The 15,126-nt window shown below is 71.1% G+C and carries 10 protein-coding genes; 6 read left to right on the top strand and 4 right to left on the bottom strand.

From position 1 onward, the window contains the following. The first annotated feature begins 33 nt into the window (after positions 1 to 33). From ASC59_RS09170 to ddaH, 6 genes are all read left to right on the top strand, one after another. The gene (locus ASC59_RS09170) at positions 34 to 1,605 is read left to right on the top strand and encodes a hypothetical protein (RefSeq protein WP_055821170.1); all 1,572 of its coding nucleotides are present in this window, start codon (positions 34 to 36) and stop codon (positions 1,603 to 1,605) included. A gap of 33 nt (positions 1,606 to 1,638) precedes the next feature. Beyond that, positions 1,639 to 2,898, top strand: coding sequence for a cell division protein PerM (locus tag ASC59_RS09165; RefSeq protein WP_055821168.1), 1,260 nt, complete (start codon positions 1,639 to 1,641; stop codon positions 2,896 to 2,898). 94 nt (positions 2,899 to 2,992) lie between these two features. Further along, positions 2,993 to 3,586: a phosphoribosylglycinamide formyltransferase gene (gene purN, locus ASC59_RS09160; RefSeq protein ID WP_055821165.1), complete on the top strand. Its 594-nt coding sequence runs from the start codon at positions 2,993 to 2,995 to the stop codon at positions 3,584 to 3,586. Then, the gene (purH, locus tag ASC59_RS09155) at positions 3,583 to 5,184 is read left to right on the top strand and encodes a bifunctional phosphoribosylaminoimidazolecarboxamide formyltransferase/IMP cyclohydrolase (protein ID WP_055821162.1); all 1,602 of its coding nucleotides are present in this window, start codon (positions 3,583 to 3,585) and stop codon (positions 5,182 to 5,184) included. The genes purN and purH overlap by 4 nt, the downstream gene beginning before the upstream one ends. A gap of 115 nt (positions 5,185 to 5,299) precedes the next feature. Further along, positions 5,300 to 6,385 carry a Glu/Leu/Phe/Val dehydrogenase dimerization domain-containing protein gene (locus ASC59_RS09150; RefSeq protein ID WP_055821159.1) on the top strand — a complete coding sequence of 362 codons (1,086 nt, stop codon included), beginning with the start codon at positions 5,300 to 5,302 and terminating at the stop codon, positions 6,383 to 6,385. A 32-nt stretch (positions 6,386 to 6,417) separates the two neighbouring features. Then, the gene (gene ddaH / locus ASC59_RS17770; protein ID WP_055821155.1) at positions 6,418 to 7,668 is read left to right on the top strand and encodes a dimethylargininase; all 1,251 of its coding nucleotides are present in this window, start codon (positions 6,418 to 6,420) and stop codon (positions 7,666 to 7,668) included. Here the strand turns inward: ddaH and ASC59_RS09140 are convergent. The 4 genes from ASC59_RS09140 to ASC59_RS09125 are packed head-to-tail and all read right to left on the bottom strand — an operon-like array spanning position 7,649 to position 14,812. Further along, the gene (locus ASC59_RS09140; RefSeq protein WP_055821152.1) at positions 7,649 to 8,350 is read right to left on the bottom strand and encodes an ABC transporter ATP-binding protein; all 702 of its coding nucleotides are present in this window, start codon (positions 8,348 to 8,350) and stop codon (positions 7,649 to 7,651) included. The genes ddaH and ASC59_RS09140 overlap by 20 nt on opposite strands. Next, positions 8,347 to 9,411, bottom strand: a complete 1,065-nt coding sequence (locus ASC59_RS09135; RefSeq protein ID WP_082513502.1) for an ABC transporter ATP-binding protein — start codon at positions 9,409 to 9,411, stop codon at positions 8,347 to 8,349. Before ASC59_RS09135 ends, ASC59_RS09140 begins: the two co-directional genes overlap by 4 nt. 2 nt (positions 9,412 to 9,413) lie before the next feature. Then, positions 9,414 to 12,134, bottom strand: coding sequence for an ABC transporter permease (locus ASC59_RS09130; protein WP_055821146.1), 2,721 nt, complete (start codon positions 12,132 to 12,134; stop codon positions 9,414 to 9,416). Next, entirely contained in the window at positions 12,131 to 14,812 is a 2,682-nt protein-coding gene (locus ASC59_RS09125) for an FtsX-like permease family protein (RefSeq protein WP_157487973.1), read from the bottom strand. The genes ASC59_RS09130 and ASC59_RS09125 overlap by 4 nt, the downstream gene beginning before the upstream one ends. Positions 14,813 to 15,126 lie beyond the last annotated feature (314 nt).

The following is a 15,126-nucleotide window of genomic DNA, read 5'->3' as shown; positions in this document are numbered from 1 at the left end:
TACTGTGATCGCACACGACGAGAGGTGGGGCCGATGGCTCGGTTGACGAATGCGGAGCTGCAACGTCAGCTCGAACTGCTCGCGGCCGAGAACGCGGAGTTGCGTCTGAGTCGCCAGGAGATCGCGGGATCGGACGACGCCGAATCCGAAGAACTCAGGCGACAGCGGGAGGAGTCCGCGGCGACGCTCGCTCTGGAGGTCGAGCGACTGCGGCGGGAGCAGGCCGAGGCCGAAGCGGCACTCGCCGCGGAGAACGCGGCTCTCCGAGCCGAGCTCGAGGCGGCCCGCACTGCTGCCGAGACCCTGCCGATCACCCCGATCGATGGCCCTTCGGCTCCGCCGCGCGGCGGTCGTCGTCCGCGCACCAGCCGGTGGTGGGCCGTGCTCTCGGCCTTCCTCATCGTGATCGGGCTGATCCTCGCCCCCACGGCGGTCGTCGCGAGCTGGGCGAAGAACCAGTTGTCGAACACCGAGACCTTCGTGGCCACATTCGCCCCGCTGGCCGACGACCCGGCAGTCCAGAAACTGGTCGCCGACGAAGTGGTCGTGGCCATCAACGACAAGGTCGATGTCAACGGACTGACCGACTCCCTCTTCGACGGAGTACAGGAGCTGGGCCTCGGCCCGAAGGCATCCGCAGCACTCGACCTGTTGCGGGCCCCTGCTGCGGCCGGCATCCAATCGCTCATCCAGGATGCGGTGAGCCGGTTCGTCGAGTCCGACGCGTTCTCGGAGATCTGGAAGCAGTCGCTCACCGTCACCCACACGCAGGTTCTCGCGACGCTCAACGGCGACGAGAACGCGGCGATCGGCATCGACTCGAAGGGGCAGATCGGCGTGCAGTTGGGGCCGATCATCGAGCAGGTCAAGAAGGTCCTGGTGAATCGGGGCATCGGGTTCGCAGCCCAGATTCCGGCCATCGACAGGACCATCGTCATCGCGCAGTCGGATCAGGCTGTCCTCGCCCAGTCGTTGTACGGCGTCGCCGTCGGACTGGGAACGTGGCTGCCGTGGGTGGCGCTCGCCTTCCTCGTCGCCGGCGTGATCGTCGCGCGGCGCCACATGGTCGCCCTGCTCTGGGCGAGCATCGGCCTCGCCGTCGCCATGATCCTCCTGGCCGGCGGATTCGGCGTCGGGCGTATCGTCGCCATAGCCAACCTCGCCCCGGCCGTCATGTCGGCATCAGCGGCCGGAGCCATCTACGACCAGGTCCTCACCTACATCTCGGCGACGATCACAGCCGTCGCGGTGCTCGCTGTGACTGTCGCCGTCGTCGGATGGCTGTCGTCGTCGTATCGCCCCGCGGTCGCCCTGCGCCGACTCTTCCTCGGTTGGGTCGCCTGGGTGCGTTCCGCCGGAGAGGAACGGGGAGTGACCACCGGCCGCTTCGGAGAGTGGCTCTACCGCCAGCGGGTGCTGGTGCGGATCGCCGTCGGGGTGATCGCGGCCGTTGTCGTGCTCTTCACACGTCCGCTGTCGCCAGGGGTCATCATCTGGACCGCGGTGATCGCGATCGTCGTGCTCGGCATCAGCGAGCTCCTCCAGCGCCCCGTCGTGTCGGTTCCGGAGGACTCCGACGAAGACACCCCGGTCGTCGTCGCCTGACGGCGGGCATCCGGCGGGTAGAGTCCCTGACGGATGAACCGCATAACCACCGCACTGATCGCCGCTCTCGAGGCGCTCGTCGTCGTCGCCGTCGGCATCGGGATCCCGCTGGTGCCCCTCACCATCCTGTGGGCGACGACCCTGCGCATGGCGTCGGACTGGGTGCCGTTCTGGCGGGGGTCGGTCGATCTGTGGCTGCTCGGGCACGGGGTCGATCTCACGGTCAGGCTGCCGGAGGCCGTGGCCGCGACCACAGGGCTTCCCGGCGCAGCCGAGCCGTTCTCGATCTCCATCGCCCTGCTCGGGTTCGCCGTGATCACGGTGCTGAGCGGCGTGCGCGTCGGTCGGCGCGCAGTCATCAGCGGCGACAGGATGCTCGGAGTGGTGGTCGCCGCCGGAACTTTCGCCCTGCTCACAGCTCTCCTCGCGGCCAGCGCCGCCACGTCCGTAGCGACGCCAGCGCCCGTGCAGGCCTTCGTGCTCCCGACACTGGTCTACGTGGGCGCGATGCTGGCGGGATCGGAGTGGGAGTCGCAGCGTGGCCCCGTCGGTCGGCGCGATGCCACGGCCGTCTGGTCGCGGGCGGCGATCATGCAGTGGCCGTCGATTCTCCGTACCGGCATCGGCGCAGCGCTCAGGGGTGCGCTGCTCGCCGTGGCCGGCATCATCGGTGCCGCCTCCGTCGTCGTGGCGGTCATGCTCGTGACCCACTACGCCACGGTCACCGCCCTGTACGAGAGCCTGCAGGCTGGCATCCTCGGCGGCGTCGCGATCACCCTGCTCCAGCTGGCGCTGCTGCCCAACCTGGTCATCTGGAGCGCGGCCTGGCTCATCGGACCCGGCTTCCTGATCGGCACGGGAACGAGCGTCGCGCCGGGTGGGACCGTGCTCGGAGCCGTACCCGGGCTCCCCGTGTTCGGCGCCCTCCCCCAGGGCGAGCCAGCGATCGGCGTGCTCGGTCTGCTCGTGCCCCTCGCCCTCGGAGCCCTGGCGGGGTGGCTCGCCAGCCGCCGGATGCCCGCCGCGGCGACGAGGCTCGAGCTGGCCGCCGTCGGCGCAGGCATCGGCGTCCTGGCCGGACTCGCGCTCGGGATCCTCGCGTGGTGGTCGGGGGGAGCCATCGGCCCCGGGCGGCTCTCCAGCGTCGGCCCCGATCCGTGGTCCGTGGGCCTCATCGCCGCAGCTGAGATCGCCGTTCCCGCCGTGCTCGTCCTCGTCGTGACGGGCTGGCGGCGCTCCTCAGGCGGCCGGGTCGACTCCGAGTCGCGGCTCGATGTCGCCGAGCGGGAGTGAGTCGGGCCGCAGGAGCTGAGTGCTCCAGCTGTGCGCAGGTGAGCGGCTACAGCGGCGTCGAGGGCACATCCGCTGCTCCGGTAGGCTCGACTGCGTGCTGTCGCTCGTCGTTCTGATCTCCGGAGGGGGGTCGAACCTCCGCGCCCTGCTCGAGGCATCGCAGGATGCCGAGTTCCCCGCACGCGTGGTGGCGATCGGTGCCGACCGTGACGCCACCGGTCTCGCGCTGGGGGAGGAGTACGGCATCCCGACCTTCACAGTGGCCTACCCCGTCTACCCCGATCGGGAGACCTGGGGCGATGCGCTGCTCGAGCAGATCCGGGCGTGGGGCCCCGACCTCGTCGTGCTGAGCGGCATGATGCGCCTGCTGCCTCCGCGCGTCGTCGCAGCACTCTCGCCGAACCTCATCAACACCCACCCCGCGTTCCTCCCGGAGTTCCCCGGAGCCCACGGAGTGCGGGACGCGCTGGCCGCCGGTGCGACCCAGACCGGCGCCAGCCTCATCGTCGTCGACAACAGCGTCGACGGCGGCCCCATCATCGCGCAGGAGCGCGTGCCGATCCTCGCGGGCGACACCGAGTCGTCTCTGCACGATCGCATCAAGCCCGTCGAGCGCCGCCTCCTCATCGAGGCCGTACTCGACATCGCCAACGGACACGTCGATTTGAAGGAACTCTCCCGATCATGAGCGGCCCCAGCCACGACCCCAGCCTGTACCGCGACCGCGATGTCGTGCCGATCCGTCGGGCGCTCATCTCGGTGAGCGACAAGACCGGGCTCCTCGAGCTCGCGGGTGCCCTCTCGGCAGCCGGCGTCGAGATCGTCTCCACCGGATCGACGGCGTCGACCATCCGCGACGCCGGATTCGCGGTGACTGACGTCGCCAGCGTCACCGGTTTCGCCGAGGCCCTCGACGGCCGCGTGAAGACGCTGCATCCGGCCGTGCACGCCGGGCTCCTCGCCGACCTGCGACTGGAGTCGCACGAAGCGCAGCTGCTCGAACTCGGGATCGCGCCGTTCGAGCTGGTCGTCGTCAACCTGTATCCGTTCGTCCAGACCGTCGCATCGGGCGCTCCGGCCTCCGACATCGTCGAGCAGATCGACATCGGAGGGCCCGCCATGGTGCGGGCCTCGGCCAAGAACCACGCCAACGTCGCGATCGTGGTCGATCCGGCCCGGTACCCTCTGGTCGCAGCGGCACTGGAGGCCGGGGGAACCACCCTGGCCCAGCGCCAGGCCCTCGGTGCGGAGGCGTTCCGCCACACCGCGAGCTACGACGTGAACGTCGCCTCATGGATCGGCAACGTGGTCGCCCCCGACGATGAGGGCACGGGATTCCCGGGCTGGCTCGGAGCCACGTGGACCCGGAAGCAGTCGCTCCGCTACGGCGAGAACTCGCATCAGGCCGCGGCCATCTACGCTTCCCCCGACGGCGGCGGCATCGCGCAGGCCTCCGTCCTGCACGGCAAGGAGATGTCGTACAACAACTACGTGGACGCCGACGCGGCCCTGCGCGCCGCGTTCGACTTCAGCGAGCCCGCCGTGGCGATCATCAAGCACGCCAACCCGTGCGGCATCGCCGTCGCCGCTCCGGATGCCGCTGACGCCATCGCCTCGGCCCATGCCCGCGCCCACGCCTGCGACCCCGTTTCGGCCTTCGGCGGCGTCATCGCCGCCAACCGCGTCGTCACCCGTGCCATGGCCGAGACCGTGGCCGGCATCTTCACCGAGGTGCTCATCGCGCCGGGCTTCGAGCCCGAGGCGCTCGAGCTTCTCACGGCGAAGAAGAACATCCGCCTGCTCGAACTCCCCGCCGACTACGCGCGCAGCGGGACCGAGCTGCGCCAGATCTCGGGCGGACTGCTGGTGCAGCAGGCCGATGCCCACTTCGCACCCTTCGAGGAGTGGACCCTCGCCGCAGGCGATCCCGTCGACGACGCCACGCGCGCCGACCTCGAGTTCGCCTGGCGCGCGTGCCGTGCCGTCAAGTCGAACGCCATCCTGCTCGCGGTGGGAGGAGCATCCGTCGGCGTCGGAATGGGCCAGGTCAACCGCGTCGACTCCTGCCAGCTCGCCGTCACCCGCGCCGGTGATCGCGCGGCCGGATCCGTTGCCGCCTCCGATGCGTTCTTCCCCTTCGCCGACGGCGCCCAGATCCTCATCGATGCCGGCGTGAAGGCGATCGTCCAGCCCGGAGGCAGCATCCGCGACGACGAGGTCATCGCTGCAGCTGCCGCGGCAGGCGTGGCGATGTACTTCACGGGTGAGCGGCACTTCTTCCACTGACGGAACCGACGTCGCCATCCTCGCCTGACGGCGACCGCGCGCGTATCCTTGGGAGCGGCACACACCCCGTGCCGCGCACCCTGCCCACGAAGCAGATCCTCAAGGAGAATCGACGATGACTCTCATCGACACAGCACCAGCAACCCTTCCCGCCGTCACAGCATCGGTCCCCGAGTTCGACCATGAGCGTGTGCTCATCGTCACCGGTCGCCGCTCCGGCCTGACGATCATCGTGGCGGTGCATTCCACCCGCCTCGGTCAGGCGCTCGGCGGCTGCCGCGTCTGGCAGTACGAGGACTGGCAGGATGCCCTCGCCGACGCACTCCGGCTGTCGGCCGCCATGACGCTGAAGAACGCGGCGGCGGGCCTTGCCAGGGGAGGCGTCAAGGCCGTCATCCACGTGCCGATCGGCACCGTCCTCACCGAAGAGGGTCGGCACGCGGCCATGCTCGATCTCGGCGACGCCGTCGAGAGCCTCGGTGGCGCCTACATGACGGCGGAGGACGTCGGCACCAGTGCGGAGCTCATGGCCATCGTCGCGCTCCGCACGGCTCACGTGTGCGGCCTTCCCCCGGAGCAGGGCGGGGTGGGGGAGCCCGCCGATGCGACGGCGTCCGGGGTCCTCGCGGCCATCGGATCCACCCTGGACGCCCTCGACGGATCCCGCGACGTCGCGGGTCGGCACATCGTGATCTCCGGGCTCGGGCAGGTCGGCGGCAGGCTCGCTCGGGCGCTGGCGGCCGGCGGCGCGCGTCTGAGTGTGACGGATGTCGACACGTCGAAGAAGGCGCTGGCCGCCGAGCTCGGTGCCCGCTGGGTCGAACCGGCTGAAGCCCACACCGTGACGGCCGACCTGTTCGTTCCGTGCGGCCTCGGCGGGGCGCTGTCCAGTCGGGTGATCGATGAACTGCGTGTGCGTGGAGTCGTCGGTGCCGCCAACAACCAGCTCGAGTCGCGCGACGGAGCCCGGCGTCTGGCCGACCGAGGCATCCTCTGGGCGCCTGACTTCGTGGTCAACGGCGGCGGCGTGATCTACCTGGATGGGGCATCGAGCGGAGGCGCTGATCTCGACGCGATCGAGCTGCGGGTGCTGGCCATCGGCGACACCGTCGCCGAGATCTTCCGGGAGTCCGCCGCCCAGGGGACGACCACGTTGGAGGCCGCGGAGCGCATCGCACAGGCACGGTTGCACTCCGCCTGAGAGCCGCTCGGGTGGCCGGTAGTGTCGCAGTCATGACTTTCTCGAGTGCTGCCACCCGACCACCCGTTCCGGCCGTCGACCTCGGGCGCCGCATCACGGCAGGCGTGCTCTCGGCTCTGGTCGTGGTCGTCGTGGCCCTCGCCGTCACGAGCCTGGCCTTCTTCATCGGTGGCCAGCAGGCGACGGCCGTGCTCACCCAGGCGGCGAACTTCTTCCTGGTGCCCGCGATCGTCGCCGGTGTCCTGCTGGCGATCTTCAACTCCCTCGGCGCCACCCGGTGGTGGCTCCCCGCGCTCGCCGGTGGCCTCGGTGCCGGCCTGATCGGTGCCGTGCTCGGTTCGATCCTGACCGCAGCCGGGAACGGAGCCGCCATCGACGGCGCCGTACTCGGGCAGATCGTGGCGAGCCTCATCGGCTTCAACCTGCTGTTCGTGCTCGCCGTGACGCTCGGCGAGGTCACCCTCGGCCGCAGCATCACCGCGATCGTGCTCGGCTCCGGCGTCGGGTCATCCGGCCAGGCCCGCCGGATCGCGCTCGTGCGTCTTCCTGCCGAGAACCTGGCCGAGGGGATGGTGACCCACATCGAGCGGGAGGGCATCGACTCCGAGCTGGCCGATGACCAGTGGGACAACTACTGCGCCGCCCTGACGGCGGAGGGCTGGGACGTCGTGGAGGTCGCCGCAGAACCTCAGCTGGCCGACTCCGTGTTCGTCGAGGACACCGTGGTGATGTTCGGCGACGTCGCCGTGATGACCAGTCCGGGCTCCGAGGTCCGTCGCGGTGAGATCGCCGGGGCCGAGGAGTCCGTCCGCTCGATTCCGGGCGTGCGGATCGAGCGTATCGAGCTGCCGGGGACCCTCGATGGCGGCGACGTGCTGAAGGTCGGTTCGACGGTCTACGTCGGCCGGTCGACGCGCACCAATGCGGAGGGCATCCGTCAGCTCCGCGTCCTGTTGGCGCCGCTCGGCTACACGGTGGTCGCCGTGCCGCTCACGAAGGCACTGCATCTCAAGAGCGCAGCCACCGCCCTGCCCGACGGCACTGTGATCGGCTACCGGCCGCTGCTCGACGACGTCACGGTCTTCGATCGTTTCGTGGCCGTGCCGGAGGCGGGGGGAGCGCACGTCGTCGAACTCGCTCCCGACACCGTGCTCATGGCCGGATCGGCCCCGGTCAGCGCGGCGCTGATCTCCGATCTCGGGTACAGGGTGGTCACCGTGGACATCTCCGAGTTCGAGAAGCTCGAGGGGTGCGTCACCTGCCTCAGCGTGCGCGTGCGCTGAGGTCGTCCGCCGCACGCAGCCGGCCGTCGTGCATCTCGAGCACGCGATCGGCACGCTGCACGAGGAGCGGGTCGTGCGTCGAGACCACGGCCGCGATACCGCGGTCGTGCACCAGCCCCGAGATGAGATCCATGACCGTCGCGGCCGTTCCGCTGTCGAGCTGGCCGGTGGGTTCATCCGCCAGCAGGATGCCGGGACGCGACACCAGCGCCCTGGCTATCCCCACGCGCTGCTGCTGTCCGCCGGAGAGTTCGGATGGACGCTGGGCGGCGTGCTCCGAGAGGCCGACGAGGGCGAGCGCCTCGGCGACGCGGCTGTCGCGCTCGACGGCGTCCATCCTCGCCAGTCGCAGCGGCACCTCGATGTTCTCGGCGGCCGACAGCACCGGGATGAGTCCGAAGCCCTGGAAGATGTAGCCGAGTCCCGTACGACGGAGTTCCGCGAGTTCGTCCTCATCCAGGCTGGAGAGCTCCCGGTCGCCGACCCACACCTGCCCGGCCGTCGGGCTGTCGAGACCACCCAGCAGGTTGAGGAGCGTCGTCTTGCCGGCGCCGGATGATCCCCTGATGACCAGCAGTTCGCCGGGCGAGACGTCGAGCGACACCTCGTCGACGGCTCGCACGGTGATGTCGCCGACCGTGTAGTGGCGGCTGAGGCCTTCGGCGCGCAGGGCGATACTCATGATCGATCCTCCTCGATGGGGGCGGCGTGGCGCCCGCGCGGCTGTGGGGAATGCGCAGGCGAGGGGGCGGGGGACGCATCCTGCCCCGTGGTCGACTCGGGGCCTGGGTCTGACGCCGGCGCAGCAGGCGGAGTGGGCGGGATGGCCGGTTGCCGCTGCTCCTGGCCGGGGCGCACAGCCACGTGGTCGGGCTCGAGCGAGAGCCGCACCCTGTCGCGCAGGCCGAGAGCCCCGACGAAGTCGTGCGGCAACTGCAGCCGGCCGACGCGGTCGAGGACGGCGAACTCCTCGGCCACAGCCTGCTCCGCTCCGTGCTCGTCCGTCCGCGTGCTGCGCAGCACCTCGGTCGAGGTGCGTCCATCGCGGATCTGCACAGTGCGCGCGACATGCTCGGACACTGTCGGGTCGTGGGTGACGATGAGCGTCGTGACCCCGAGGCGCTCGTTCACCGAGCGCATCGCCTCGAGAACGGATGCAGAGGTCGCCTCGTCGAGTTCACCGGTCGGCTCGTCAGCCAGGAGCACGCGCGGCTCGTTGGCGATGGCGACGGCGATGGCCACCCGCTGCTGCTGTCCGCCGGACATCTGCGACGGCCGCCGATCCGCGACGTCCGTCACGTCGAGCACCTCGAGCACATCACGGACGCGTCCGTCACGGTCGCCCCGTGCGCCGGCGACGGCCAGAGCGGCGGCGACGTTCTCAGCGGCGGTCAGGTAGGGCAGGAGGTTCCGTCCGGTCTGCTGCCAGACGAAGCCGACGCTCCGTCGACGGAATGCGACCCTCTCGCGTCGACCCAGAGCGAGCAGGTCGTGACCGGCCACCCGCGCGACTCCGGCCGTCGGGACGTCGAGTCCGGACAGGATGCCGAGCAGGGTGGACTTGCCGGAGCCCGATGCCCCGATCAGGGCGACCAGCTCTCCTCGATCGAGGCGCAGATTCAGACCTTGAAGGGCCTGCACCTCCACTCCCTGGGCGGTGAAGATGCGCACCAGGTCCGAGCAGATCACGTCGGGCTCGCCGGTGTCGGTCGCGTCGATCACGCGGGTCTCCGTCTTCTCCATGGTCAGGACTCCACTGTTCTCAGGATGGAACTGGCGCGCGCCCGCCCTGAGGCGAACAGCGCGATGAACGTGCACAGTGCGGTCACCAGCACGAACCCGACCACGAGGGCCAGGGTGAGGATCGGGTCGACGGAGAGCTCCGGCTGCAACCGGCCTCCAGTGAATCCGCGCAGGTCGACGCCGGCCAGGATCACCAGCGGCAGGCCGATGCCGAGCGCCGCCCCGAACACGAGGGCGACCACGGCCATCGGCGCGACCTCCCAGACGGCGAGCGAGCGGGCATCGCGCCGCCCGCCGCCGAGCATGCGCAGCAGCACGAGGATGCGAGCTCTCGCCGTCGCGCCGAGCACGAGGGTCATCGCGATGGTGAGAGCACTGAGCAGTGCCGTCACGGCGATGCCGATGAACAGGGCGGACTGCAGGCCGGCCGCAGCCGGGGCCGACTCCAGGACCGCAGCGGAGTCCGCGGGCGAATCGACGGTCGCCGCACCGCCGGCCACGGCCTGCACCGCTGCCCTGGTGGCTTCCCGATCGGCATCCGGTTCGAGGCGGAGCAGCACGACGTGAGTCACGGGATTGACGACGCCGACCCTGTCAGCGAAGCGGCTGTCGACGACAGCCCAGTTCGCCCGACTGCTGAGGGCCGTGATGCCGTCGACCGTGCCGACGATGGTGATCGGCTCTCCGTCGAGAGTGGCATCCGTCGACGAGCCGACGGCCGACGTCGTCGCCCCCGACGCCACGATCGGCACGGTGTCGCCCTCGGCGCGCAGCGCAGGCCCGACCGGCAGTGCGCCGGGGGAATCGCCCTGCACCCGACCGAGGGCCTCGGTGTCGACCACGATGATCGACGTGTTGGTGCGGCGCCCGTCGACGTCGATGAGCTCCGAGTTCGCTCCCGACACGGCGGCGGCATCAGCGACACCCGGAACGGCGGCGATCTCCTCCACCTGGTCCGTGGTGAGTGGCGTGCCCTTCACGCGCAGGTCGGCGCCGACGGCCGTCACCGCTGCATCGTCGATGCCCGAGCGGATGGTGGTGAGCAGTACTCCCGACGAGACGGCGACGGCAACGCCCACCACCAGGGCGAGCACCGGGGCGAGCCCAGTCGCCGGGTCGCGCAGCGCCCGCACGGGTCCCAGGTAGGCACTGAGCCCACGCCGCGCATGAGAGCGCCGGGCCAGCCAGGCCAGCGGCAGCGGATAGAGCCTGAGCGCGGCGACGCAGACCGCCAGGGCGAGCAGCAGCGGAGCTGCGGCGAGCAGGGGATCGATTCCGGATGTCGCCGCAGCCGTGGTGAGCCCGCGCTGCATCAGGGCGAAGGTCGCGACGGCCGCCAGCCCGACCACGACGAGCTCGCCGACGAGACGCACCCGGCCCGAGGCTCGGCTGGCACTGTCGAGGTCGTCGCGTTCCGTGCGACGAGTGAGGTCGGGTGACGGCAGCGCGAGCAGGAACGCCGGAAGCAGGCCGAGCAGGGCGGGCAGCACGAGCGCGCTCGCCGTGATCGGTCCGGTGGTGAGCAGGATGCCCGCGAGGGCTCCTGTGATCGCCGCGGGAATGCCGATCACCAGACCCTCGATCGCCATCATGCCGCGCAACGTCTGCCCACCCGCCCCGCGGGCGGCCAGCAGCAGGAGGGCATCGGCCCGCCGGCCCGTGATCACTCGGCAGCCGAGGAGCAGCACGGCGATCATCACGCCCAGAGGGCCCGACGCCGTCATGGCGAGCACAGCGTCGACGGCGGCATCCGTCGTCAACGTGTCTTCGATGGTGTCGGCCGGACCGGCGGAGAACGACAGCGCGGCCTGGTAGAACTCGGTCCGCGTCATCATGACCGTCGGCGGTGCCGACTCGAGGCGGCGCAGTTGTTCGACCAGGGTCGATGCATCGGCCTGGGTCACGGCATCGGGGTCCAGGGGGAACCACACTTCCACGCGCACCGCAGTGGGCGACGCGGCCAGCGCAGCGAGCTCCGAGGCATCGATCAGCCCGGTGACGGTGTAGACCGGCGGCGCGAGCGGATCCCGCACGATGCTCGGCTCGAGCAGCAGGGGCGCATGCGACCAGTAGTCGTCATCGGGGTCGACGGGTTCGAAGACGCCCGAGAGTCTGGCGCTGTAGGTCTCGCCGCGCTCGGCCTGGATCTGCCGGGTCTCGCCGACTCCCCAGGAGAGGGCATCGGCGTTGAGGGATCCGAGGCCGATCTCGACGACGTCGTCGTCGGTCGCCGACGGGGGCGAGCCGTCGGTGTACCTCACATGGTCGGGCGATCGCGGATCGAAGGCGAGGGCCAGCTCCCCGTGATTCTCGTCGCCGACCCTGGTGACGGGCAGGCTGTCCTGCGACAGGAAGTACTGCGGGCTGCCCGTGGCCTCGCGAAGCGGAGACGGCAGGCTGTCATGCAGGCCCACGACGCTGTCGTTGAAGGCACCCCAGACGGCCTGCGACTCCTGCGGGAGCCCATCGGGACCGGTCGTGGCGCCGGGTCCGGGGTCCGGCACTCCGATGGCGCCACCGGTGACGTCGCGTTGCACCGGCTCGAGTGCACTCACGGCGTAGTCGAGCGACCTGGTGTGCATGGCCTCGACCGCCCGGGGTGCCGCCGCGGCGAGAGCGGACAGCAGCACGACGAGAACGGCGACGGTGAGTCCGCCGGCCGGATGGGCGGCCAGATGGCGAAGGAGGAGCGCGGGGCCCGACCGTGCGGACCGGCGGCTCACGAGATCTCCCCGACAGGCGAGGGCCTGGACGCGCTGCGGCGGACCGAGTGCGCGTGCACAGCGATGACGACGGCCAGCGGCAGGGCCAACGCGAGCAGTGCCGCGGCGAGAGCGGGAACGCCGAGCGACGGCGGCAGGTCGGTGACGAGCGATGATTCGGCGACGGATGCCGCGGCGAACGGAGCCGCAGTGAGAAGTACTGTCAGCGCCCCCACGGCGACTCCGGCGAGGCCTCCCGCGATCACAGCAACGCTGAGCTCGACGGCGCGGCCCCTGCCCTGCGCCCGTGACGGAACGCCGATCGCCCGCAGGAGGGCGACCTCGCCGGAGCGAGCGGCTCCCAGTGCGGACAGGATTCCGACGGTGGCGATCACGGCGAGCGCGATGGCGGCGCCGACGCCCACCCACCCAGCGGTCACGACAGGCTCGGCGAGCAGGGTCGCCGGCCCGGGACCGGCGACCGTCACGACGTCGCCGGAGTCGCCGCCCGGGTCCGCCAGCACCGGTTCGATCGCAGCGGCCGCGAGCGCCGGGTCGGCAGCTGCGGCCCAGACCTCGTCGGCGACGGCCGTGGTGTCGTTGTCGCGCAGCAGGGCGTCGTCGAGGGTGGCGAGGGGGAAGAGCGCCGCGAGGGCGTCGGCTGAGCCCGGAACCGAGGGCGTCAGGCCGGCCACGACGGCGGATCCCGAGCGCAGCAGTCCATCGAACTGGTAGTCGAATCGGTCGCCGACCCGCAGTCCGCGCTTCTCGGCCAGGGCCGTCGAGATCACGGCCGGCACGTCCTGGTCGGTGGCATCCGTCAGCATGATCCTGCCGAGCGGCTCTGTCGATGCCAGAGTGGTCTCAGGCTCTTCCGGAAGGGGCAGCGACGCGGGAGCAGCCGGGTCGGTCTCCACGGACGTCAGCTCGAGGTCGATGTCCTCGGCGCCATCGGCTGCGCTCAGACGCCCGTCGACCGCGAGCAGGCTCCAGCCCCCATCGACGACGGGGAGCTCTCCCGACACCGAGATGCGCCCTGGGGCGTCGACGTCGATGGAGCCGAGGCCGACGGAGACGAGTGCTCCGTCGGTGTCGGCGAGCCACGCGCTGATCGCGACCTCTCCGCGACGGCTCTCCTCGGGAGCGGCGATGTCGAGATCGATCCGGAGCGACGTCGAGTTCTCGGCGAGGGCGATGCCCGGCCTGACCTCTTCGGCGAGGGCCGCCGCCATGGCCGCCGTGTCCACGGTGCCGCCGACATCGGCGAGCACGGCCGACACCAGCGCGGGTGAGAGAGCCGTGAGGGTGGACGGATCGTCGCCCACCCTGATGGGCGCTGTGGCGACGGGGGCCGCATCCGTCACTCCGTCGACGGCGCGCACGGCGGCAGTCGTCGTCACGGCCGTGGAGTCGTCGGCGAGGGCGATCCGCACGGATGTCCCCGTGGCCTGCTGCGCCGAGGCCGAGGCCAGCGACCGCCACGTCGCCGAGTAACCCGAGGCGAACACGGCACTGCCGACGGCCAGGCAGACCAGCAGCACTGCGACCTGGAACATCGGGAAGCGTCGCGCGACCTGGCGGGCGGCGAGTGAACCGGCGAGCCCGGTTCCGCGCGCCGCCGCCCTCTCGACGGCGATGACGGCCGGCCGGAGCAGGAGCAGGGCCAGCAGCGCGCCGGCCACGAGCATGAGCACAGGGGCGAGTTCGGCGATCGGGTCGACGCGGACGCCGCCATCGGCTGAGGGGACGAGGGGCGAGCCGTACTGCAGCAGCTGGGCGACGGCGACTGCGGCCGCGATGGTGGCGAGGACGGCTCCCGTCGCCGTGGCGGCGCCGACGCCCCGGCCCGAGCGCTCGGCACGGCGCCCGGCGGTTCCGCCGATGCCGCTCCGCCCGGCGCTCCATCCGGCAACGATCATGGCCAGGAGTCCGACGGCCACGGCGAACGGCCAGCCACTCAGCGAGGTCGTCGCTGCGGGTTGGATGACGCTCAGCGCTCCGACCGCTGCCGCTGCTCCGATGACCGCCGCGGGGATCACGGTCACGGCCGACTCGAGAATGGCCAGCGAGCCCAGCTGCCATGCCGTCATCCCGCGAGCGGTGAGCAGTTCGCTCTCCTCGGAGCGGGCGCTGCGCAGCAGACGAGCGAGCTGGGCGAGCGCGAACCAGGCGAAGACGAAGATGAGCAGCAGCGGAACCGGCAGCACGGAGGACACGGCGACGACGCCCCTGTCGAGTTCGGCGAGCGTTGCGGTCAGCCCTCCGGATGTCGCCACCGTCGTCGCCGGAATCGACGCCGCGTCGACCATCGTGACGAGGTCGCCGATCTCGAGGCGCAGCTCCGCCGCGCCGGCCGGCGTCAGAGCGGCATCGGCAGGGGTGATCGTCCAGACCAGCCGATCGACATCGTCGACGGAACGCTGCACGTCGCCGTGCCGGATCGTCTCGTCGATGAGGGCGTCGACGGCATCCCGGCTGGCTGGAGCGTCGTCGGGATCGGACGGATCGGCGGTGACCACCAACTCCGTCGCGGGCCCGGTCACCACGAGGGCGTCGTGCACCCCCGTCGCCGTCGCCGTCGCGAGCCCGCCGATGATGCCGACGCCCGCGAGCGCTGCGACGGCCACGACGGCGCCGAGACCGAGAAGGAGTCCGGCACGCGCTCGCGCTCGGAGCATGGCGAGACGAATCGATCGCACCGGCGCCCCCTCGTCTCGCGCGCCCGCTGCCATGCCGACACTCCCGCCAGCGTAATCGACGCCCAGGCAGCGATCGGATCGGCGCAGCCGTTGCGGTCGACGGATGCGCGGGTATAGTCTGCAAGGCTGCCTGCCGCCCCGCACGCGACGGTGGCACCAGATTCGACGAAGACGCGCAGGAGGATTCCATGACGAAGACAGACAAGCCGACGCCCCGATCCGGAGCGACCACCGGCCCTGTCGTCGCGGCACGCCTCGCCGTGATCACGGAGTAGCCGCACCGCACGCCGCACGGGCGACGCCCGTCCCGCACA

Source organism: Leifsonia sp. Root1293 (assembly GCF_001425325.1).
GTDB lineage: Bacteria > Actinomycetota > Actinomycetes > Actinomycetales > Microbacteriaceae > Orlajensenia.
Note: the sequence above shows the minus strand (reverse complement) of the source record. Positions and strands in the feature narration are given on the sequence as shown.

Bases quoted from the DNA above. Each gene is read 5' to 3' on its own strand.
- ASC59_RS09170 (WP_055821170.1), top strand. From the start codon at position 34: ATGGCTCGGTTGACGAATGCGGAGCTGCAACGTCAGCTCGAACTGCTC.
- ASC59_RS09165 (WP_055821168.1), top strand. From the start codon at position 1,639: ATGAACCGCATAACCACCGCACTGATCGCCGCTCTCGAGGCGCTCGTC.
- purH (WP_055821162.1), top strand. From the start codon at position 3,583: ATGAGCGGCCCCAGCCACGACCCCAGCCTGTACCGCGACCGCGATGTC.
- ASC59_RS09150 (WP_055821159.1), top strand. From the start codon at position 5,300: ATGACTCTCATCGACACAGCACCAGCAACCCTTCCCGCCGTCACAGCA.
- ddaH (WP_055821155.1), top strand. From the start codon at position 6,418: ATGACTTTCTCGAGTGCTGCCACCCGACCACCCGTTCCGGCCGTCGAC.
- ASC59_RS09140 (WP_055821152.1), bottom strand. From the start codon at position 8,350: ATGAGTATCGCCCTGCGCGCCGAAGGCCTCAGCCGCCACTACACGGTC.
- ASC59_RS09135 (WP_082513502.1), bottom strand. From the start codon at position 9,411: ATGGAGAAGACGGAGACCCGCGTGATCGACGCGACCGACACCGGCGAG.